Annotated in this window: 15 protein-coding genes; 4 read left to right on the top strand and 11 right to left on the bottom strand. The window is 49.7% G+C overall.

The window, feature by feature from the left end; genetic code table 11:
* Window positions 1–23: 23 nt before the first annotated feature.
* The 10 genes from TU76_RS15680 to TU76_RS15720 form a co-directional block, all read right to left on the bottom strand.
* Window positions 24–2,204 carry a bi-domain-containing oxidoreductase gene (locus TU76_RS15680; RefSeq protein ID WP_048352034.1) on the bottom strand — a complete coding sequence of 727 codons (2,181 nt, stop codon included), beginning with the start codon at window positions 2,202–2,204 and terminating at the stop codon, window positions 24–26.
* Window positions 2,204–3,226, bottom strand: a complete 1,023-nt coding sequence (locus tag TU76_RS25255) for a glycosyltransferase family protein (RefSeq protein ID WP_151121072.1) — start codon at window positions 3,224–3,226, stop codon at window positions 2,204–2,206. Before TU76_RS25255 ends, TU76_RS15680 begins: the two co-directional genes overlap by 1 nt.
* A 61-nt stretch (window positions 3,227–3,287) precedes the next feature.
* A complete protein-coding gene (locus tag TU76_RS15685; RefSeq protein ID WP_048654703.1) occupies window positions 3,288–3,860 on the bottom strand; it encodes an acyltransferase in 573 nt (190 codons plus the stop codon).
* A gap of 14 nt (window positions 3,861–3,874) precedes the next feature.
* A complete protein-coding gene (locus tag TU76_RS15690) occupies window positions 3,875–4,999 on the bottom strand; it encodes an O-antigen ligase family protein (protein WP_048352035.1) in 1,125 nt (374 codons plus the stop codon).
* 88 nt (window positions 5,000–5,087) lie between these two features.
* Window positions 5,088–6,143, bottom strand: coding sequence for a glycosyltransferase family protein (locus TU76_RS25260; RefSeq protein ID WP_151121073.1), 1,056 nt, complete (start codon window positions 6,141–6,143; stop codon window positions 5,088–5,090).
* 32 nt (window positions 6,144–6,175) lie between these two features.
* Window positions 6,176–7,579 (bottom strand): lipopolysaccharide biosynthesis protein, encoded by a 1,404-nt coding sequence (locus TU76_RS15700; protein WP_048352037.1) that lies wholly within the window; start codon window positions 7,577–7,579, stop codon window positions 6,176–6,178.
* Between the two features lie 97 nt (window positions 7,580–7,676).
* The gene (gene wecC / locus TU76_RS15705; RefSeq protein WP_048352038.1) at window positions 7,677–8,957 is read right to left on the bottom strand and encodes a UDP-N-acetyl-D-mannosamine dehydrogenase; all 1,281 of its coding nucleotides are present in this window, start codon (window positions 8,955–8,957) and stop codon (window positions 7,677–7,679) included.
* Between the two features lie 71 nt (window positions 8,958–9,028).
* Window positions 9,029–10,156 carry a non-hydrolyzing UDP-N-acetylglucosamine 2-epimerase gene (gene wecB / locus TU76_RS15710; protein WP_048352039.1) on the bottom strand — a complete coding sequence of 376 codons (1,128 nt, stop codon included), beginning with the start codon at window positions 10,154–10,156 and terminating at the stop codon, window positions 9,029–9,031.
* Between the two features lie 313 nt (window positions 10,157–10,469).
* Complete coding sequence (locus TU76_RS15715) at window positions 10,470–12,698, bottom strand: polysaccharide biosynthesis tyrosine autokinase (RefSeq protein ID WP_048352040.1); 2,229 nt, start codon at window positions 12,696–12,698, stop codon at window positions 10,470–10,472.
* Window positions 12,699–12,738: 40 nt separating this feature from the next.
* On the bottom strand, window positions 12,739–13,179 hold the full coding sequence (locus tag TU76_RS15720; protein ID WP_231984091.1) for a low molecular weight protein-tyrosine-phosphatase: 441 nt from the start codon (window positions 13,177–13,179) through the stop codon (window positions 12,739–12,741).
* Window positions 13,180–14,218: 1,039 nt separating this feature from the next.
* On the opposite strand from TU76_RS15720, the gene TU76_RS15725 reads away from it, so the two are divergent.
* Window positions 14,219–16,414 carry an OsmC domain/YcaO domain-containing protein gene (locus TU76_RS15725; RefSeq protein ID WP_048352041.1) on the top strand — a complete coding sequence of 732 codons (2,196 nt, stop codon included), beginning with the start codon at window positions 14,219–14,221 and terminating at the stop codon, window positions 16,412–16,414.
* A gap of 330 nt (window positions 16,415–16,744) precedes the next feature.
* The gene (locus tag TU76_RS15730; RefSeq protein WP_019821921.1) at window positions 16,745–18,535 is read left to right on the top strand and encodes a putative bifunctional diguanylate cyclase/phosphodiesterase; all 1,791 of its coding nucleotides are present in this window, start codon (window positions 16,745–16,747) and stop codon (window positions 18,533–18,535) included.
* Between the two features lie 150 nt (window positions 18,536–18,685).
* Here TU76_RS15730 and pdxR read toward each other — a convergent pair whose 3' ends face one another.
* Window positions 18,686–20,104: a MocR-like pyridoxine biosynthesis transcription factor PdxR gene (gene pdxR, locus TU76_RS15735; RefSeq protein WP_046810501.1), complete on the bottom strand. Its 1,419-nt coding sequence runs from the start codon at window positions 20,102–20,104 to the stop codon at window positions 18,686–18,688.
* A gap of 132 nt (window positions 20,105–20,236) precedes the next feature.
* Here pdxR and TU76_RS15740 point away from each other — a divergent pair, with 132 nt between their 5' ends.
* Both TU76_RS15740 and TU76_RS15745 read left to right on the top strand, forming a co-directional pair.
* Complete coding sequence (locus tag TU76_RS15740) at window positions 20,237–20,686, top strand: carboxymuconolactone decarboxylase family protein (protein WP_019821919.1); 450 nt, start codon at window positions 20,237–20,239, stop codon at window positions 20,684–20,686.
* A gap of 386 nt (window positions 20,687–21,072) precedes the next feature.
* Window positions 21,073–22,785, top strand: a complete 1,713-nt coding sequence (locus TU76_RS15745) for a ShlB/FhaC/HecB family hemolysin secretion/activation protein (protein ID WP_151121074.1) — start codon at window positions 21,073–21,075, stop codon at window positions 22,783–22,785.
* Window positions 22,786–22,826: the final 41 nt, after the last annotated feature.

The following is a 22,826-nucleotide window of genomic DNA, read 5'->3' on the forward strand; positions in this document are numbered from 1 at the left end:
GCATTACTGCCCCTTGATCCATATTATTCGGCGGCGGTCAGAACATCGGTATCGACAGTCAGGGATACGCCTAGCGCAAGTGACTCGACAGCCATCACGGTAGCAAGGCTGGTTGCCATCAAACAGGTGTAATCCACGCATGGAGTACCGGATTTAAGGCCTTCCAGCCATGCAGCGATCATGCTCTTCTGGCCTTTGTCTTGAACGCCCAGCTTGTGCTGCTTGGCGTTTGAGTCGCCACTGAAGAGCGTAACCTCTTTAAAGTCGTTGATCTGGGCACTGTACCCGCCGCCAAACACTTCAATATATTCCTTGGCCATCGCCTTGGAACCATCAGCGGTATAGGTGATGTTGGCAATGCTGCCATTATCGAAGGTCAGCGACAGGCACAGATTGTCATTCAGCATGGCTGACTTTTCTGCTTTGCTCGTGCCTACGGCATAGACCGTTTTTACGTTGCTGCCAACCAGAGCCGACGCCAGATCAATAAAGTGGCAGCCTTCGCCAATCATGCGGCCACCGCCCACCTGCGGGTCTTGAATCCAATGATTGCTTGGGATGGCACCTGCGTTAATGCGGATGTTGGCAACCAGCGGGCTTTTTACCGAGGCAAAATGCTCAATGACACGTTGAGTGGCAGGTGCAAAGCGGCGATTGAAGCCAACCATGACTTGGCATTTGCCAGCGCGATGATAAGCCGAGTGGATTTCACTCAGTTGCTCCACAGACAGGGCCAGTGGTTTTTCCACATAAACATGCTTGCCTGCATTCAGTGCGTCGCGGACGGCTACACCGTGAGTGTCATGACGGGTAGTGACCACGATTGCATCGGTATCGCCCTGCAGCAACTCTTCATAACTGCCTGCACAGAAACTAAAGCCGAACTGTTTGGCAACGCCCTGGGCAGAACGGCCACTGGCAGTGACCAAGCCACTGAACACAACCTGATTGCTCTGCTGCAAAGGCGGGAGCAGGCTGGCAGTGGCGTAGTTGCCGGCGCCATAAAAGGACAGTTTGACCTTGTCTGAGCTGACTACGGCAGGTTTAACGCTGATACGAGACGACTCATCAAGCTTTAGCTCAACTGGGTTGTACTGGAGCAAAATGCCCAGATAAGGTTCAGTCTTGTTGCCTTCAATCAGCTGATAGGCCTGATCTGCTTCATCCACTGAGAAACGGTGAGTGATAAGCCCTTTGATATCCAACCGTCCCTGGGACACCAGAGTCAGGAAAGTTTCCATGTTGCGTTGTTCGGTAAAGCGAACATAGCCATATGGGTAGTCATTGCCACTTTCTTCATAGAAAGGGTCATAACGCCCAGGACCGTATGAACGAGAAATAACGACGCTGATTTCTTTTTTGAAGTAATCCTCGCGTGGAATATCCATGCGCACAGCACCGACCACCACGACCCGACCTTTTTCACGGGTGACCGCGCCACACATCTCGATAACGGCATTACTGGAGGTGCCAGCGCAGACCAATACGCCATCAACGCCATGCCCGGAGGTCAACGAATGGCAAATACCGACTACATCCCCACCAGGAGCAACGGCAACAGCGCCGTAACCTTCCGCGCGGGCGACCAGTGAAGGATCAAGATCGGTACCAATTACGTTACAACCGTTCGCCTTGAGCAGTTGAACGGCGATCTGACCCAGCAGGCCCAAACCTACAACCAGAAAGGTCTCGCCCAGCAGCGGCTCAGCAAGGCGGACACCTTGTAAAGCAATTGAGCCTACAGTGGTGAATGCCGCTTCCTCATCAGAGACATTGCTTGGAATCTTCACGACCAGATTCTTTGGCACTGCCACGAACTCGGCATGGTTTGCATAGTCTGCGCCGCCGCAAGCCACACGATCACCCGGCTGAATACCTTCGACCAGGCCACCCGCAGCAACCACAGTACCAGCGCAGCTATAGCCAAGTGGAGAAGGGGAGTCGAGTCGCGAGTTGACAGTCTGGAGCGTTTTCTTCAGGCCTTCAGTGCGGATTTTGCCGATGACTTGCTTAACGAGGTCCGGGCGAGATTTCGCTTTTTGAAACAGGCTTTTCTTGCCCATATCAATTTTGGTTTTTTCAGTACCGGCGCTGATAACGGAAGTGCTGTTACGTACCAAGACAAATTTGTCAGTAAGAGCCGGTACCGGAACTTCGTTAATTTCGACAACGCCTGTGCGGAGAGTTTGGGTGACTTGTTTCATTAGAAGTCCGTATAGAGTTTTAAGTAAAAGTTTTCAATTTCTTGAAGAGCTCCAGAGTTACTTCTCGCTGGCAATGGGGCTCTTAGCGCATTCAAAATAGACTCACTCAGTGAATCTAATGATCGATTTTTAAATAACTGTGTACCTTCAGGCCTGTTAGTACAGTCCGATGCAATGCACGGTTTATTTAAAAAAAGAGACTCTCTAATAGATAAGGCGTCGCCATCAGTATTGGTTGCTCTGATAGAAATGTCAGAACTTTGCAGTAAAGCATAAAAGTTAATGGAACCCAGTTGGAGGTAAATAACATCCTCAAGTTTTCGTTCTGCGATAATTTTCAGATAGCATTCAATTTTTTTTAGATTTGTACTGGGGTCGGAAATCGAAAATACTAAAACTGCTGATTCTGATATTTCTTTTTTTGAAAATGCATCAATACACAGATCAAGGCCATAGAGGTCTTGACGATTATGCTCAACTATTCTGAATGCGTTTGAAGAGGCAATTTTCTTATGTTGCAGTTTTGCACTGGCAATGAACGCACTCAGTTCAATAGGAAGGTCACCTAGTACATCTAATGGCGGGATGAATGCTGGGTAAAGAACTTGCTTAGCTATATTGACTTTCAAACGTTTGGAAATCGCATGATTGACCAATATTATTTTTGAGCAAAGCAAATTGAATAGTAAAGACCATATATAACTTGAGATGACTCCATTTCTCCAGGAATGGAGGGTGACAATGGTTTTCTTTCTCATTACAAAAGCGAAAAGCAAATGCATTAATCTAAAAATACCAATTGATGAGTGAATGTGGACTATATCTGACTTAAAGATGAGTGATGCATATGCAATAAAATTTAGACTGCGAATGTTAAATATATTCTCCTTTTTGTTTGCTGACTCATCGCAGAAGCTTGTTCCAATCGCCGCTCTGTTTAAGAGTGTTGCTAGGCGTTGGATATGAATTGAAATGCCACCGATTGGATCAGGGTAAGGCCCGCAAATTAGAACTCTTGGCATTTTGACAATGACCCATGGGGAAGTATTTAAGTGTGGTGTGCGTAGGTAGTGGAAGTCACTTTTAGATTAATTTGATTTCGTGCTTATTAAGTTCTTTGATTATATGGTCTATGGTAAGTTTCGATTTCTTCGCATTTAATAATGTCGTAAGTTCAGAAGTTGTAAATCGAGATTTTACTATTCTGATAGGGTTCCCAACAGCGACACAATAAGGTGGAATGAATTTATTGACTATGCTGCCCGCACCGATTACTGCACCTTCTGAGATGTGAGCACCATCCAATACGATTGTGCTAACTCCAATCCAAACATCATTCTCTATGATTATACCCTTGTCGTGACCTGGTTTTTTTGGGGGGCTTTGGTTCATAGGTCCATGAATGTAGTTAATAATATGATTCCCAGATATTATTTTTACCGATGGTCCCATCATTACATCATCACCAATGGCAATAGATGATATTTCATTGGTGTTCAAGTAGAGGAAAGGACCTGCAAAAAAATTGTTACCAATTTCAATATTTTTATAGCCTTTTATGTGGGAAGTGTGGCCGAGTCTAAAATTATTGCCGCATTTTTTTAATGATAGCTTTGCGACAACTCTTGAGTATATGGTATTGATTTTTTTGAACATTTTAAGCACTTTAATTAATGTTTCTGAGAGGGGGGTAGTTGGGTAGGAGTCAGGTAAAGATAAAGCAAAGAAAATAATATTGTTGATTGGTGAAAAACCACGCCATTCACTAAGAATAATATAATAAAGCTAATGCTTGCCGCAGGCCTTATACGCTTGGGTAATGTGGAGAAAAATTTATAATACGCATAGGAAATCAAGGAGAATCCTAATATGCCGTACGACACTAAGAGGTTTAAAAAGTCGTTGTGCGCCGAAAGATTGAATTCCTTAGGGTCCAGCCAGATGGGGCCTTTACCAATTAGCCAGTCTGTAAAAGTATATTTTTCGATTAAGTATTTGACATAGTAAGCATACATTTCGGAGCGGCCACTACTTAAGTTGTCAATATCTTGAGTGTTACCTGCTGTTCTATTCTTGAAAACTGCTCTTTCTAGAATCTGATTAATATCTACAAAGGATAAGACGAGAATGATTGCTATTGTTGCTAGTATAACGATCTTAAAAAGCCGCCGCTTTTGTAATAAGCTGCTCTTATGAAACATAGAAATTGAAAAAATTAGCGCTAAAATAGTTGATCTTACATTAAGTAAGCCAAGCAATATAAAGCCAGCTATTAATAAAGGAATGCTTTGAAGAAATAATAATGAAATTTTCAAGCTGGTCTGAGCAAAAACGTGGTTAGGGTTGTTTGCATAATAGTCGAAAAAGCTTTGCCCAAGATTGTTCTGTTTGTAGTCAAGAAATGAGAAAATTAAAATTAAAAATAACGCCGGCGCAGCTATGTATTTTTTAAATCTTATCCCGCTTTGCATTAATACTTTTTGTTTGCCAGAACAGGCGAGTAAGAAAATTATAGGTGTTAATATTTGAAGTGAAAAGTTTATATGGTCTAAAAAATCTACGTTGCTGTTTAGGAAAGATGCTAGAACGGCGCTCATTAAGATAAATATTAGCACAAGGCTTGATAAGCCCTTGGCTGCCTTGGTTGTTAAAATTAAGTACGCTGATATGGTTAATGTTGATATGGTGTATAAGGCGATTAACAATTGCGGCTTTTGATTCGAAAAAATAATGTCAATTAATACGCGACTTGTGAGTAATAATACTATGGTTTTCGAAATAAAAGTCTGTTTCATTTTTTGCCTTTCGATATAGCTCTTATGAATTCTCTTGATTGCAGTGCATCATCAACCCACAATTCAAAGCGATCTGGAATCCTAAAAATCAAAATAGCTTTAAGAATTTTTCAGCGATCCGATTCTCATCAAACCGTGATATGTCAGGTTTGATAAAACCTGAAAAATCGAACTCTAAAAATTTTAGAAAATTTTCAAAGTCTTTTTGATCCTGGGCTATTTCAATAAAAGGTCTTGAGCTTAAGGTGTAGTCAATAATCTTGCTTGGAGCCTGATTTGTCGACTTGTTTGAGAAGTTCACTAGAAAGTCCATACTGCTCATCGTTGTAATACATTGTTTTCTAGGGATTTGGCTATGTAAAGCAAGTCGGGATTTTAGCTTATCTTTATAGGGAGTGAGTATTTCCATCGTTTCGGTATTTCGGTAGTCTGTGTAAATGTGGAAAACAAAGTCCTGGTCTATTGTCGTAAGCATGTCTAGAAAAGTTTTAGGGTTTCTGATTTTTTTATATAAATTTCCAGCAAAACAAAAATTTGGGATTTTGTTTTTTTTATAGTTTGAGGAGAAATCTTGGTCGATATTATAGCCTTGAGGTATTATCACTACTTTATCTAAGTCAGTAATGTTTTCGTAAGCTGTTACGGCATTTTCTGTTGGTATTGTGATTTTATCAAATCTAGCTAAGGTCCAGCGCTCTAATTGTTCTGCATAAAAAGGTTTTAGCGCGGATGGGTTCATGCTGTATGGGTCGCCGTAGTCAGCAATGAGTTTTGTTGTTGAGAGCTTTCCACTTTTTACTGCTAAAGCGGTGATCAGATGGACAGAAAATGGAAGCCCAATAGAAATAGTAAGGTCAATTTCGTGATGATTTATTTTTTTTAAGAGTTTTACAGTGCGAAAGAAATTTTTCCCATCTGGAAAAATACTACTTAGAAGTAGAGAGGTTAATCCCCTTAGTTTGCTTGTAAAATAATGTCGTTTATCTGTTTGGTGGGTTTGAGTTTGATTCGCGTTATCTTGGTGCGCTGAAATGAACTCAACATCATGTCCTTCTTTGATAAATGTGTCGTGTAGAGATTTAGCTCGAAATGCACGAGGTGTGTTTTGACTCATTGAAAAATTAGATATTATTAAGATTTTCATAGTGTTCTGTTAGGTTAGTCTAAAATGGGTAGTTAGCGAGAAGTTATACTTTTTAAAATCGTATTGCATGTTTTTTTGAATGAAAAAATTATAACGAGTGAAAGTGTAAGCCAGGCAACTGCAAATAAATATGGAGACTCACTGCCTTTTAGAGTATATGAAATGGAAAGCGTCAAGCAGGCAAGTGTTGTTATATAGGTTTTACATCTAGGTATTTTCTTCCATGTGTGCACAGATATCTCTGTTCTCAGAAGAAGAAACAGCCATGATGATATAGCCGTCGAAACAGCCGCGCCAGCCGCGCCATAAATTGGAATCAGTAAGTATATTGCTATAAGATTTATTATCATTATAGCGATAGATGAGTAAAGAGTGTGACTACTTTTCCTCAAAATACCTGATCCTATACCAGTCGTTTCGGATAGGGTATAAAAAAGAGGGTATGCCATGCAGGATATTAGTATGTATTGAACGTCTGAATACTTATTTGGAAGTATGAAGTTAATTGAGCTTGAAAGAAGGGCAGTTATACAGAACAGTATGGCAATTGAAAATGTGATTTGATCGGTGGTGCTTTTTATTTTCTCAACAGCTACACCTTCGTATTCCCATCGGTATACAGTTGGAGCCCATATAGTTGAAAAAATGCTTCTGAAGACACCGCCGACAGACGCAAAACTTATTGCAATAGAATATATTGCAAGCTGATCAAAAGTAGATGTATTGCGCATGAAAATTGTATTCATGGCGGTCAAGCCCCAATATGATAGCCCTGATATAATTAGCGGCATCCCAAATAGAAGCATTGGTTTGAGTTGATCCTTGTTGACTTTCTCTTCCAGTGCCCTTTGCCAAGTGCTTTTAGTTTTGAATATAAAAAATATAGCAGCAATAGTTGAAGATACGACACTGGCGACTATCAGATAATAAAAATCTAAGCCGATGGACAAGCTGGCGTAAAGTCCTATTATTATTAATAAAAAAATTTTCGGCAAAAGTTGAGTTAATGAAAAGAATAGACCCTGCTCTTGCATGCGAAAAATAATGGATATGAATCGAGTTATAAACCCGATCGCTATATAAAGGATCACCATTAGGCTAATGGAAAAACTATCAACGTCAAATAAAAGTTTCGAGATGCTTCCGGGAAATGCGCCGAATATTGCAAGTGTGCACGTTAGTAGTAGTAAGCCTGGTACCAGAGAGGTCTTGAAGAGTTGCGGTTTGTTTTTGGATTCGTGGTAGTTGCGGATGTAAGCTTGATCAAGTCCTAAGCTGAATAGTAGTACTGCAGAACTCAATATTACTTGCAGTACTGCAAGCCGACCAATATCTTCAGATGAGTAAAGCCAGGCTATTATCGGAACGGTTATTAATCCAAGTGCTGAAGAGCCAATCGGACCAACAGCAAACCCTATTATTTTTTTCAAGTTCATATTTATTCCAAGGGTTATATCGAGAAATGCCTAGGTCGATACAACCCTCATTGTGGGGCCTAAGTTTCTAATGTCGCCGTTGTTAGTGCAGCATAGGTTACTGATTTTTACTGGAGCCCCAGATGCCACGAGTATCAATGGTTTTTATGCTTGATATGGTTTCTTGAGATAGTGTTTTAAATTGGCTGTGATCGACTAGAAGTACCAAGATGTCAGCCTCGGCAATTCCTTGCTCTACAGTTTTAAGTTGTAGTTTGCCATTAAGCTTTTCGGGTAGCTGTTCAATATTCGGCTCAATAGCTAGTACGCGACCTGGATGCGCATCAGCAATTTCAACTGTAATTGCTAATGCAGGGCTTTCTCGTAAATCATCGATATCGGGTTTGAATGCCAGCCCAAAACAAGCAATCGTTACTTCTTTCGAAGTTTTGTCCGGATGGGATTGCAAAAACTCTCCGACTGCCAACTTTACTTTTTCAATGACCCATTGTGGCTTGCTGTCATTTACTTCACGTGCAGTTCGGATCAAGCGTGCTTGTTCAGGCGTTTTGCTAACAATAAACCATGGGTCAACGGCAATGCAGTGACCGCCTACGCCAGGTCCAGGTTGCAGGATGTTTACGCGAGGATGACGGTTGGCAAGGCTTATCAACTCCCAGACGTTGATATCCAACTTGTCGCAAATCATAGACAATTCGTTGGCAAATGCGATGCCAACATCGCGGGAGCTGTTTTCGGTCAGCTTGCACATTTCTGCGGTACGGGCATTGGTGACTATGCATTCTCCCTGTACGAATATTTTATACAAGCTAATGGCCAATTGTGAACACTTTGGTGTCATGCCGCCGATGACTCGATCGTTCTGAACCAATTCGCGTAATACATGCCCTGGCAATACACGTTCTGGGCAGTGAGCTATGCGGATATCGGAGTCTTCGCCATGGGTTTGCGGAAAACTCAAGTCCGGGCGCGCTGCTGCAAGCCAGGCCGCCATCTGTTCGGTTGCGCCGACAGGGGAGGTTGACTCTAAAATGACCAGATCGCCCTTCTTCAATACAGAAGCAATACTTTTGCTGGCTGACTCGATATAGCTCAGGTCCGGCTCATGATCGCCTTTAAACGGTGTAGGTACAGCAATAAGAAAAGCGTCTGCAGGTTCTGGTTGAGTGGTAGCGCGTAAGTAGCCTTCGGTCACTGCGGCATGTACAACCATGTCCAAGTCTGGTTCGACGATATGAATCTGGCCACGATTAATAATGTCGACAGCATTTTGATTAACATCTACGCCGATTACTTGCTTCTTACGCGAAGCGAAAACTGCAGCGGTAGGTAAGCCGATATAGCCGAGACCAATAACAGATATAGTTGTGAAAGGCATGGAGCGTCCTTGACTGGGATGAGGTGTTAAGGTTTTAAATCGGTATGAATGTTTGCGGTAAATATAGTAATTCAGTTATTGCGGTTATCTAATAGTGCTTCAAGAATACGTTGACAGGCTTTCCCGTCGCCATACGGATTATGAGCATAACTCATGGCTTGATAGGCGGATGTGTCGATCAGCAATCGGTTCAACTCGCGGACTATATCTGAGGTATTAGTGCCCACCAGCTTTACTGTGCCTGCTGATACAGCTTCTGGTCGTTCTGTGGTATCTCGCATTACTAATACGGGCTTACCCAGTGATGGAGCTTCTTCCTGAATACCTCCCGAATCGGTCAAAATAATGTGCGAACGGCTCATCATGTGAACGAAAGGCAGGTAATCAAGAGGGGCTATTAGATGGATATTTCCTATACCATTTAGCAGGCGATTAACGGGCTCGCGAACATTGGGATTTAGATGGACCGGGTACACGATATCGACGTCGGGATGCATCTGTGCAACTTCCATGAGCGCCTGGCAAATGCGCTCGAAACCGTCACCGAAGCTTTCACGGCGATGACCAGTTACAAGAATTAGTTTACGTGCAGGATTAAGAAACGCCGCGGGCTCTGAAGCTTGCGCCAACAATTCAGGGTCTTGATCAAGGCGTTTAACAACATCTAACAGAGCATCAATTACTGTGTTGCCGGTCACAACGATATCGTCTGGGCTAATGCCTTCGCGCAGCAGGTTATTCCGCGAGGTATCTGTAGGTGCAAAGTTTAGTTTGGCTAGTGCACCTGTAAGTTTACGGTTACCTTCTTCGGGCCAAGGTGAGTAAAGATTTCCGGTGCGTAATCCAGCTTCAACATGCGCGACTGGGATTTGCTGATAGTAGGCAGCAAGACTGGCTGCAAATGTTGTTGCAGTATCCCCGTGAACCAATACGATATCGGGCTTGAATTCATTTAAGACTGCTTTTAAACCCTGCAAAATGGCAGTAGTAACATCAGTTAGGTCCTGGCCAGGTTTCATGATGTTTAAATCAAAGTCAGGTGTTATAGAAAATAATCCTAGCACCTGATCCAGCATTTCACGGTGTTGTCCCGTAACGCAGACTTTTGCTTCAAAGCGTTCATCTGCTGCCAGTGCCTGTACCAATGGAGCCATTTTAATGGCTTCAGGTCGAGTACCAAAAATACATAGGGTTTTCATAGAGCGTTCCTTTCGTATTCTCATGAATAAATATTGAGAGCTTCGAATACTCAAATTAGCTTAAAGTTCCTGATTTTAATCTCGGTATCAAGTTTCTTGAGTATTGTGGTATTGATGGGGTGTAATGAGGGCGATGTTTTGTCTGGCGTTTTATTGAATTCATTCTCGATCAGACACGCTACCGCCCCAGGATTTTTGCGCTAATCCCTGGAAGCGATTTATCTTTTGTTATTTTTTGTTTCGAATGTAGATATAGTAAAAGAGCGCCCCTAAGCTATTAAGGGCGCTCGATAGCAGTTGAGCCGTTCTGGTATTAAACTTTATCTGACTTATACTCGTAGTTATAATAACCGTATGCGCCATATCCGTATTTGGCTGATGCACGTTTCTCTACGCCGTTAAAGATGGCGCCTTTAAGCTCAATACCACTTTGGGCGAAACGACGCATTGTTAATTCAATTTCACGTGCCGGATTCAGTTCAAAGCGAGTAACAATGAGGTTGGTCCCCGATTGACGGCCAACAATAGCTGCATCGGTTACGGCTAGGAATGGTGGTGTATCAAGTATCACTTGGTCGTATTTGGAACTGATTTGTTCGAGGAAGTCACTAAAGTTCTTATGCATTAACAATTCAGATGGATTGGGCGGGATTTGCCCGCGGCCGATCACATCCAGATTTTCAATTTCAGTTTTATGGATCGCGTTACTGAGGTCGCAGCGTTTAGCGAGCACGTCAGACAATCCGTTCTCTACAGGAATGCCAAACATTTTATGTATGTAGCCTTTGCGCATATCTACGTCGACTAGTAGCACTTTCTGCCCAGACTGTGCAATTACTGCTGCGAGGTTTGCAGATACAAAGGACTTTCCGACCTTTGGGCTGGGACCCGAAATCATCAGTCGATTGTTGTTTGCTTCTAGCATGGCAAAGTGCAAGCTGGTGCGCAGGCTACGTAGGCCTTCAATTGCCAGATCAGTTGGATGGCTACTTGCAAGCAATGGAGTGACACGAGTGCCACGACCATGTGTGCTTTTATCATCTTCTACTTTTTGTAATGAGCTGAATGGAATAGAGGCATAAACGGGCAATCCAAGTTTTTCGATGTCATCTGGGTTTTCAACTCCACGATTTAGCGCTTTGCGGAACAGTACATAGCCTATTGCCAAAAAAGCACCTAACAGAGTCGCTACGAGTACTATCAGGGATTTTTTAGGTTTGACAGGAGTACGTAGATCTACATCTGCTGTGTCAATTAGTCGTACGTTACCTACCGCCCCAGCACGCATTACATCCAGCTCTTGAGACTTATTTAATAGCTGAGTATAAATTTCTGTGCTGACTTTCAAGTCCCTTGTCAAGCTTAATAGTTCTTGCTGTGTACTCGGAAGGCCTTCAACTTGCTTGGCCAAACGTTGTTGTTTGCTGGTCAGCTCAGCTAACTGTCCCATCAATGCTCGGTAAGCTGGATGTTGTGGAGTGAATTTACGGTCCATCTCCGCTTGTTGCAGTTTGAGAGTTGAGATGCTTGTATCGAGTGCGACTATCTGGTCAAGAATGGCTTTGGCTTCAAGGCTGATGTCAATTGACTTGCTCCGAATTTGGAACTGATTCAGTGCAGTTTCAGCTTTCTCTAGGTCTTTTCGCACTTGAGGCAGTTGATCTTTCAGGAAGCCCAAGCTCTGCGCCGCTTCCGCTGATGTGCGCTCGATATTTTGTAGTACATAAAGACGAGAGATTTCATTGAGAATCTCAATAGCTTTGGCTGGGGCAGTGCTTTCAAGCGCAAGCCCGACCATGCCCGACTCTTTGCCTCGTTCAGCGACGTCCAGTGCTTGTTGATAATTCAATATAGTAGTCAAGCGCGGGGATCGGATAACAGTAAAAGTAGTTCCAGGGTTGGATTTTAGAGTTTCAACTTGAAGCTTAATGCCGTTTTCATTAATGAATTCACCGATCTGACCCTTAACCAGCAGATTATCGTCATCGTCCAGCAAGGTAAAACTGCCAGATTCTCCGCTGACTAAGATCAATTGCTTGCCCAGCAATTCTGGAGGCAATGCCAATTCAGCAAGCTTCAGTTGTTCTCCTCCCCACGCAAAACTGTCCATACCGAACATCGGGCTGGCCACACTGTTTTCTGCATCAGGTTTAAAGCGGCGGGCAAAAAATTCGCCGATCAACGGGAAATAGTTAGGCTCAACCTTGATATCCAATTTGAGGTTATCGACCGCAGCGCCTATATTCTTGCGAGACTTGATTAGTTCGATTTCAGTAGCAGAAGGCGATTCTTTACCCAGCATGCTGCTGATATCAGAAAAGCCCAGCGGGTCATTTTTCTTGGCTTCAACCTGAATCAACGCATTCGCCTGATACACCGGTGTAGCCAGCAGGGCGTAGGCAACCCCCGCAGCCATAAAGACGCCGGTCACGCCAGCAATCAACCATTTGTGGTCAATCAGCGTGCCCAACAACCCCATCAGGTCAATTTGGTCGTTGTCATCATCTTGTTCATGGGGCTTTGTCACGGGTGCTTGCTGCATAAGTCGATTCTTTTTCTTCACAGGTAATTCGAGGGATGGCTTAGCGTTTGATGCGCTGGGCCCATGCATTTACTGCTGCGTCGATCAGCGCGTACGCGTGTACAAAGGCTGGCTTGCCTTGACGGTACGGGTCGTTGATTTCGCGGTTGTCTTGCCATTTGCCCAGCAGGAACACTTTGCCCCTAGCCTCTGGAGAGATGCTTAGGACACCACCAATATGATGTTGTTCCATTACCAAAATAAGATCGGACTCATTTATGGCTGCAGCCGTCAGCTGGGTGCCGCTGTGTTCGGGCACGACGTGGCCGTTTTCTTCGAGAACGAGGGCTGCTGTAGCTTCGATGGGCTTTCTTTTGACGGCGCTGAGGCCTGCGGAACTCACGACGATGTCGGAGGGCGCCAGTGCGACCCGCATGAGATGTTCGGCGGTGGGGCTGCGGCAAATATTGCCAATGCAGACAATCATGATTCGTTTAAACAAGGCAGCTTCCTTTGTGCCAAACATGCTCAGCCGGCGAGAGCATTTAACGATTCGTCACGACCAATATCCCCGATCCAGGAGATGGCAGTGCCTATCAATAAAGGCTGCCCGCATCAGTTTGATGTGGCGATGGCCTGGGCGGGAGCACAGTTGCTCCTGCTTTATTACGGATAATGGGTCGGTACGAAGTTGAACAACGAAAATATTAACTGCGAAACGATTGCAATATCAACCTTTAAATCGGCAGAGTTTTTTATTCAGGCTATATAGGCGATTTTCAATATTTATTGTCTGACAATAAATAACATTTTGGCCGTTTCCGACCAAAAATAACTCCGCCCAATGGCAGGCTCCTGGAGCATGGCCCTGTGGTAGCGGGCGCTGCTCAGAGCGGTGGTGCGACCCTTGCCTGGGCCTTGTGCGGGTGGGATGTGTGCGCTGGCCAGTGTGAATGGGCCTGAAAGCGAGTCGTGCATGGGGTGCGTCTGACCTTCGGGTCGGCAACCTGTAGAGATAGTGGCACTGTGATATCTTCGTGTAAATAGCAACGGCGAACTTGTTTGAAGCGGTGTTAGTTGGTTAGAACAATATGCCTAACTTCTGAGTGCATTGGATATATATAACGTGCGGCCTTGGGTTTAAGTATTAAAGGGGTGCGTATATACGGTTTTATCTGATGGGTGCACCAAGACAGTGATTGGATTGTTGTATGTGGTGATGGCAGGTGGGTGTAGCGGATCAGGTTTTTATGGTTTTGCGAAGCCGTCATGAAATCTGATCGCGCGTTTTCTCATATGAATGGGTTTATGGCTCTGTGACGGCTTAGTCGGGGTGCGGCATCAGGCCGTACGCAACCTCGCGCTGCCCTGAAGTACTAAGGGCATTCGCGAGCAGGCTCGCTCCCACAGGGGGGAGGCAGGTTTTTGCCCATGGACAGGCCCGGGCCGCCTGGCGGTCGTTGCGCAAAAGCACAAGACTTCACGCTCAAAAACCGGATAATGGCCGCCAATTATTTGTCTGGTTATTCTGGTAATCCCGCATGGAAATCAAGGTCAACTTTCTCGACAACCTCCGACTTGAAGCCAAGTTCGATGACTTCACCGTGGTTGCCGATCAGCCTATCCGTTACAAGGGCGATGGTTCGGCTCCTGGTCCGTTCGATTACTTTCTGGCTTCGTCGGCGTTGTGCGCGGCTTACTTCGTTAAGTTGTACTGCGTGACGCGTAATATTCCCACCGAGAATATCCGCCTCTCGCAGAACAACATTGTTGACCCCGAAAACCGCTACAACCAGATTTTCAAGATTCAGGTCGAGTTGCCGGCTGATATCTCGGAGAAGGACCGTCAGGGCATCCTGCGCTCCATCGACCGCTGCACCGTGAAAAAGGTGGTGCAAGCCGGGCCCGAGTTTGTGATTGAAGAGGTGGAAAACCTCGACGCCGATGCCCAGGCGTTGCTGATGCCTGTTTCCGGTTCAGAGGCGGGTACTTATATTGCGGGCAAGGATCTGCCGCTGGAGCAGACCATTGCCAATATGTCCGGCATTCTGGCTGGCCTGGGCATGAAGATTGAAATCGCTTCGTGGCGCAATATCGTGCCCAATGTGTGGTCGTTGCATGTCCGTGATGCCCAATCGCCGATGTGTTTCACCAATGGCAAGGGTGCCACCAAGGAAGGCGCCCTGGCGTCGGCACTGGGCGAGTTTATCGAGCGCCTGAACTGCAATTTCTTCTACAACGACCAGTTCTGGGGAGAAGAGATCGCCAATGCCGAGTTCGTGCATTACCCCGAAGAGCGCTGGTTCAAGCCAGGCCCTAAGGATGAGCTGCCGACCGAGATTCTCGATGCGTACTGCCTGAAGGTTTACAACCGCGAGGGTGAGCTGCGCGGCTCTCATCTGATCGACACTAACTCCGGCAATGAAGAGCGCGGTATCTGCTCGCTGCCGTTCGTGCGCCAATCGGACGGTGAGGTGGTGTATTTCCCGTCCAACCTGATCGAAAACCTGTTCCTGAGCAATGGCATGAGCGCCGGTAATACCCTGGCCGAAGCCCAGGTGCAGTGCTTGTCGGAGATTTTCGAGCGAGCGGTAAAGCGCGAAATCATCGAGGGCGAGTTCGCTCTGCCGGATGTGCCGCAAGCCGTGTTGGCCAAGTACCCCGGGATTTTGGCAGGTATCCAGGCGCTGGAAGAGCAGGGGTTCCCGGTGCTGGTCAAGGATGCATCCCTGGGCGGTGAGTTCCCGGTGATGTGCGTCACTCTGATGAACCCGCGCACCGGTGGTGTGTTCGCTTCGTTCGGGGCACACCCGAGCCTTGAAGTGGCGCTGGAACGCAGCCTGACGGAATTGTTGCAAGGTCGCAGCTTCGAAGGCCTCAACGATTTGCCTCAGCCGACCTTTGAAGGTCACGCGGTGACTGAGCCCAATAACTTCGTTGAGCACTTCATCGACTCCAGCGGTGTGGTGTCGTGGCGCTTCTTCAGCTCCAAATCCGATTACGAATTCGTTGAGTGGGACTTCACCAGCCAAGGTGAAAACGCCAATAGCGACGAGGCCGCCACCCTGTTCGGCATTCTCGAAGGCATGGGCAAGCAAGTGTACATGGCGGTCTACGAGCATATTGGGGCCAAGGCCTGCCGCATCCTGGTGCCGGACTATTCGGAAATCTATCCGGCCGACGATCTGATCTGGGATAACACCAACAAGGCGCTGTTCTTCCGTGCCGATATCCTGAACCTGCACCGCCTGGATGAAGACGAGCTCAAAGGGCTGGTTGAGCGTCTGGTGGAAAGCGAGCTGGATGACTACACCGATATCACCACCTTGATCGGCATCGAGTTCGATGACAATACCGCTTGGGGCCAGTTGACGATCCTGGAGTTGAAGCTGCTGATTTATCTCGCCCTGGAGCAATATGAAGAGGCGAAGGAAGCGGTCGAAATGTTCCTGCAGTACAACGACAACACGGTCGACCGCGGTTTGTTCTACCAGGCCGTCAATGCTGTGCTGGAGATGAAGCTGGACGAAGATCTGGAGCTGGATGACTACGAAGCCAACTTCCGTCGCATGTTTGGCAACGAGCGGATGGATGCTGCGATCGGGTCGGTTAATAGCACCGTGCGTTTCCATGGTTTGACGCCTACCAGCATGAAGCTCGAAGGCCTGGACAAGCATTTGCGCCTGATCGAAAGCTACAAGAAGCTGCACACGGCGCGGGCCAAGACGAAGGGTTGATGGCGTTGGCCAAAAAGCACCTCGACCGGGTAATGCCCGTCAGTCAATGAGTGCTGTGGGAGCGGGCTTGCTCGCGATTGGAACGGCGCGGTGTGACTGTCTGACCGAGTCGCTTGCATCGCGAGCAAGCCCGCTCCCACACGGGTTCAAGTTTCTGCGCTGGCCTGACAAGCAAAAGCACCTCAGGGTGCTTTTTTGTTGTCTGCAGTCGTGGTGAAGCGCTTGTTTCGGTGCTTTACTGCACTTCTATACGGGTACCAAACGCTGAGCAGATTTCCCAGCAGATCAGGCTAGAAACTGCCTTGGCGGCCTCTTATTTGAGCGCTTTCCATGTCCAACATACCTGCCACACTCCTGATCGTTGATGATGACGTTCAAATCCGCTCACTGCTTGACGCCTTGTTGCAGGATCAGGGTTATCGGACGCTGACTGCCAGCTCGGGCGAGCAGGCCCTGGCCACGGTCGCGCAACAGCCGCCGGACTTGATCCTGCTCGACGCCACGATGCCCGGCATTGACGGTTACCAGGTGGCCCGACGGCTCAAGGCGAATCCATCAACAGCCAATATTCCCATCATCATGCTTTCGGGCCAGGGCGAGCAAAGTGCTCGTCTTTTGGGGCTGGAGGCGGGTGCCGAGGACTTTCTCTGCAAGCCGGTATCCAGTGACGAGCTGTGGCTGCGGGTGCGCAATCTGTTGCGTCTCAAGGCGTTTGGCGACCATCGGGCGGTGCATACCCTGATGCTTGAGCAGCAACTCGAAAAACGCACCAGCGATTTGGAACGCTTTCGCTCTGCGATGGGGACCGATGAGCGGCTGCTGAAAATGGCCAATTACGACCCCCTGACCGGCTTGCCCAATCGCGACCTGTTTTACACCACCCTGCAAATGGGGCTGACCCAGGCAGCGCTGCGGGGCTGGCAGTTGGCCGTGGTCACGATTGGCCTGAACGACTTCAAGAACATCAACCTGACCTGGGGTCATTTGATGGGGGACAAGGTGCTGGCAGAGTTCAGTCAGCGCTTGTCCAATTGCCTCAATGTCAGTGACACCCTGGGGCGGATGGACGGCGACGAGCTTGCACTGATCCTGATGATCCGAAAAGGCCAGGCCGGCCCCAGACAGATGGTTGACCGCATCCGCGAGGTGCTGCGTGATCCGTTCAAGCTCCATGGCCATGACACACCCATGACGGCCAGTTACGGCATTGCCCTGTATCCGGATGACGGTACCGAGGCGCACCGCCTGATCAAGCATGCGAATACGGCCATGGGGCTGGCCAAGCAGGCGGGCAAAGACACTTATCGTTTTTATACGGCACAAATGAACGTCGAGGTCCTGGCCCGCCAGGAGCTTGAAACTGCGCTGCGGGAAGCCGTTCGCAAGCAGGCCTTCGAGGTGTATTACCAGCCGAAGATAGGCTTGGCAGACGGTCGGATTTGCGGCGTTGAAGCGCTGTTGCGCTGGCACCGGCCGGGGCATGCCACGGTTTCTCCCGCCGTTTTTGTTCCGTTGCTTGAAACCCTCGGGCTTATATCCCGTGTGGGGCAATGGGTGATTGACCGCGTATGCAGCCAGATTGCGCACTGGCAGAATTCTGGTCTGGGCGCGCTGCAGGTTGCGGTGAATGTGTCGGCGCAACAGATTTGCGAAGGTGACCTGGTCAATGATATCGAGCGCTCGCTCAAGGCCCATCAGCTTGAACCGCATTTGCTTGAAGTGGAGCTCACTGAAGGCTCATTGATGGAGAACACTCCCCATACCGTCGCCAGCCTGCTGACGCTGCGGGATATCGGGGTGAAGATCTCCATTGATGACTTTGGTACCGGGTACTCAAGCCTTGCGTACCTTAGCCGCTTCCCCATCGACAAGCTCAAAATCGATATCGCGTTTATTCGCGAGGTCACCTTCAGCCCTCAGGATGCAGCCATCGCGCGCACGATCATCGAGTTGGCACACAGCCTTAATCTTCAGGTTATTGCTGAAGGTGTGGAGACCCGAGAGCAGCTAGAGTTTTTGACCCGTAACGGTTGTGATCAGGTGCAGGGCTATCTGTTTTGCAGGCCCCTGCCGGCGGTGGAACTGGAAGCGCTCTTGCGCGAGCCGCGCTCTTTTATTTGATGTTGAGACGGTTCGGGTTCCGATCGTTGAAGGGTGGCGCCTGTATCGCAGGCAAGTCAGCTCCCACAGGACTAAGGTGTTCACACAGCAGTGTGGGAGCGGGCTTGCTCGCGATGGCATCACCGCGTTTTGCCTCAGTTCCCACAGGTCCTAACCGGCAGGCTCGAGCAGCGCCAGGATTCGCTCGCCCAGTTGTTCGGCGCTGGCTTGGGAGGTGATATTGGCAAACCCCAGCAGCAACCCCGAAGGTTTTTCTCCCAGCAAGCTCCACTCGCTCAGCGCTTCTGCGAAGAGCCCGTCCTGGCGCATGCGCTCGACCAGCTCCCAATCGGTCATCTGATTCCCAAGGCGCAAGATCAGATGCATGCCTCCCGGATTGGCATCAATGTGAACTCGATTACCCAGCACTTTGTTTAACCCTGCCACGGTAAACGCCCTGCGCTCGCTGTAGAGCTTGCGCATGCGCTGGATATGCCGGGCGAAATGGCCTTCGGTCATGAACGTCGCGACGATGGCCTGGGTCAGTTCCGGGCAACTGCTGCGAAAGGTCTGGCTGGCTTGTTGAAAGCGCTCGACCTGCTCCTGCGGCACCACTGCATAGGCCAGGCGCAGCCCCGGAAACAGCACTTTGCTGAAGGTGCCGCTGTAGAGTACCCGTCCGTCACGGTCCAGGCTTTTGAGGGCGGGAAGAGGACGGCTGACGTAGCGGTATTCACCGTCGTAATCGTCCTCAATGATCCATGCCTGTTGCCGGCTTGCCCAGCCCAGCAGCTCCAGCCTGCGCGGCAGCGACAGCGATACACACAGCGGGCTTTGATGAGCCGGTGTGACGACAGCCGCCTGTGCTTGCAGCGCATCGCTTCCCTGTGCGGGTAGCTGCAGGCCGTCGTGGTCGACGGGCAAGGCAACGGTCTGTATGTGCAGATGCTCGAGCAACTGGCGGGTAGGCGGGTAGCCAGGGTCCTCAATCAGCACCCTGTCACCGGCCTTGAGCAGGGCGTGGGCGATCAGCGACAGCGTGTCCCGATACCCCGCCGTGATAAAGATTTGAGCGGGAGAGCAAGCAATACCGCGGGAAACCTGCAAGTAGGTGGCAATGGCCGTGCGCAGTGATTGCAGGCCGTGGGCCGACGGATTAGCCATGTCCTGGGCACGGGTGCTGCGCACACATCGGGCGCCGATTTGTGCCCATACCTTTTTCGGAAAGGCGTCCAGCGCCGGCAGACCCATCTGAAAGGGCAGAGTCTCGGGCTGGTGCCGCACGGACGGGCTTGAGTCTGGGGTGCGGATAGCGGCTGTGGGTTGGATCGGGATATCCGGCGTCACGATGGTTCCTGCCTGGCCACGGGCTTGCAGGTAACCCTCCGAGGTCAGGAGGGAGTACGCCGCGTCGATGGTGCCTCTGGCCAGACCCAACTCCTTGGCCAGTGCCCGGGCCGCAGGCACACGCTCCCCCGGCCCCAGTACGCCATTGGCAATAGCTTCCCGAAAGCGCCAGTAAAGTTGCCGGTAGATGGGCTCGCTGGAGCCGGGATCAAGAGGGGAGAAGCGTGGTATGGGGGTTTTCATGGTGTTCCCGTGTGCCTGATTCCGAAGCTGGAGTAATCATGGCCTGGTAGTAAAGCTAAATCATGGCCCTTTTGGACAGGGCCAAGAAACCGCACTATGGCGTCACTCAAACAGTCAATGCAAGGGCAAGTCATGAACCAGCGTATCGATTACTCCAAGGCATCACCCGAGGGCTACAAGGCGTTTGGCGGTGTGTACGGGTATCTGCAAAACAGCGGGTTTCCCAAGGCCCTCATCGATCTGGTGTACCTGCGGGTTTCGCAAATCAACGGCTGTGCCTACTGCATCGACATGCACTCACGGGATCTGCTCAAGTCCGGTCTGAGCGTCGAAAAGCTGGTACTGGTGCCGGTGTGGCATGAGGCAGGCGAACTGTTCACGACCCGTGAGCAGGTAGCCCTGGCCTGGGCCGAGTCGGTGACACTCGTCGCCCAGAGCGGGATTCCGGATGCGGACTATCAGGCCGCAGCCGCAGAATTCAACGACAAGGAACTGTCGGACCTGACCTATGCCATCGGCCTGATGAATGCCTACAACCGTTTTGGCGTGGCCTTCCGCCTCAAGCCTGCGGCGGCGGTGTAACCCTGTTGTCCTGTAGCCGCTGAGGAGCGTAGCGAGGCTGCGACCAATCGTGAAGCGGTCGCAAAACCGGTATGCGCGGTATGCCTGATTAACCGTGAAAACGACTTTACGACTGCTACGCAGCCTCGCACGGCTCGTCAGCGGCAAGGTCTGAAGGAAGCTTCAACTGTGGGAGCGAGCCTGCTCGCGATCGACCTTCGCGAGCAGGCTCGCTCCCACAGGGAGAGTTGACTGACAACAGAGTATCTACAGGCTTATAACGATTTACGACTTAATATTTCTTCATGTAATAAGGAGACGTTCAGCTTGTCAGTACGACACAGGCTCTGAATACGGTTTTTTCAGAGCCATGAATCGCCTTAAAGGCGTTTTGAGGATGTCGTGTGATGACGCTTATCCTGACCAAGTCCCGGCGTTTTACCCCGTCCCGAATCCTATGTTCGCTGTGCCTGTGTACATCTGCACTGGCCGCGGCCGAAGGGGGGCTGCCCGGCCAGGAAGCCCTGCGTCTGCAACAGCAACAACAACGGGCCGTGCAGCAGCTGCAGCTGGAGCAACGTCGGCGACAACTTCGGCGCAGCAGTCCCGACTTACGCTCCACAGAGCCAACAACCCCAGCGCCCACTGCCAAAGATGAGCGCTGCTGGCCGCTGCAAGGGCTACGGCTCGCCGGTATGACGCTACTCAGCCCTTCGGCGCTGGATTCACGGGTCAAGCCCCTGATGGCGCAATGCATGGGCATCAACCGTATCAATCTCTTGCTGGCCGAAATCACCCGCCTGTATGTCGAGGCTGGTTACGTCGCCGCGCGTCCTTACCTGAGCAGCACTCCGTCCGCCGGGCAACCACTGGATATCCGTGTGGACGAAGGCTATGTCGAGGCGATCGAACTGGCTGACCAGCGCCTGCCGGTGTCGTTACGGACAGCATTCCCCGCCATGCTGGGCGCGCCGCTGAACCTGCGTGATCTGGAACAGGGCCTGGACCAGCTCAACCGGCTGCGCACGTTGGACGTCACGGCAGATATTGTGCCCGGCACCGAGCAGGGCGCTTCGCGGATCATTCTTCGCTCGAGGGCTGTCGAGCACCACTGGGGGCTGGATCTGGGCCTGGATAACCTGGGCAGCGCCGCCACCGGCCGCGATCGCAAGGTGATCGGCCTGAGCCTGGACAGCCCGCTACAGCTCAACGACTCGCTCAATTTAGGGTTCAGCGAGACCCTCAACCACGGACCGCGTTTCAGCCGCACTAACAGCCTGTTCTATGCCGTGCCATACGGTTACTGGACCTTGAGCGCATTCGCCAGCCACATCGAGTACCGCTCGCCGATCAAACTCAGCACCACCACACTCTATGGTAGCGGCCGCACCGATCAGTTCAGCTTGCGCACCGACCGCGTGGTGTGGCGCGATCAGGGCCATCAACTGAGCGCCCATCTGCAGTTGACCCACAAAGCGGTCGACACCTACCTGCAAAAAGCCCGGCTGCAAATCCAGAGCCCGACGCTGACGGTGGTTGAAGCAGGCCTCAATCTGTTCTGGCAGGACACCGCCGTGTGGAATCTGGACGTGACGTATGCCCACGGACTGACCTGGTTAGGCGCAGACCGTGACAGCGATCAGGTGCAAAGCAACCTGCCCAAGGCGCAATTCCAGGCGTACCGCGCCAATCTTGTCCAATGGCGCAACGGCCAGTTGTTCGCGCAGCCCTGGCAGTGGCAGAGCCAATTGACGCTGCAATACAGCCCTGACCCGTTGCCCGCCATTGAACAACTGCTGGGCACTGACGACTCGGCCGTTCGCGGCTACCGCGAAAACAGTGCCTCCGGTGCCATCGGCGCGATTTGGCGCAACACCTTTTACCTGCCTCTGAACAATGACCTCCCGATCAGCATCACCCCCCGTCTTGGCCTGGACAACGGCTGGGTCAAGCCTCAACACGGCGCAGCGGGCCAGCGCCTGAGTGGCGCGAGCGTGGGTATCAACCTGCGCTGGAGGCATCTGCAACTGGACCTCGATTATCAGCACAACCTCACCATTCCCAAGGGTTTTAGCCAGGAGCCCGATGTCTGGCTGGCACGCCTGAGCGTGCAGATTTAACGCCTGCAGGGGCCCGTCAGGCTCACGCAGCGTTACACCGG

The sequence above is a fragment of the Pseudomonas psychrophila genome (assembly GCF_001043005.1).
In the GTDB taxonomy this organism is placed as follows: Bacteria; Pseudomonadota; Gammaproteobacteria; order Pseudomonadales; family Pseudomonadaceae; genus Aquipseudomonas; species Aquipseudomonas psychrophila.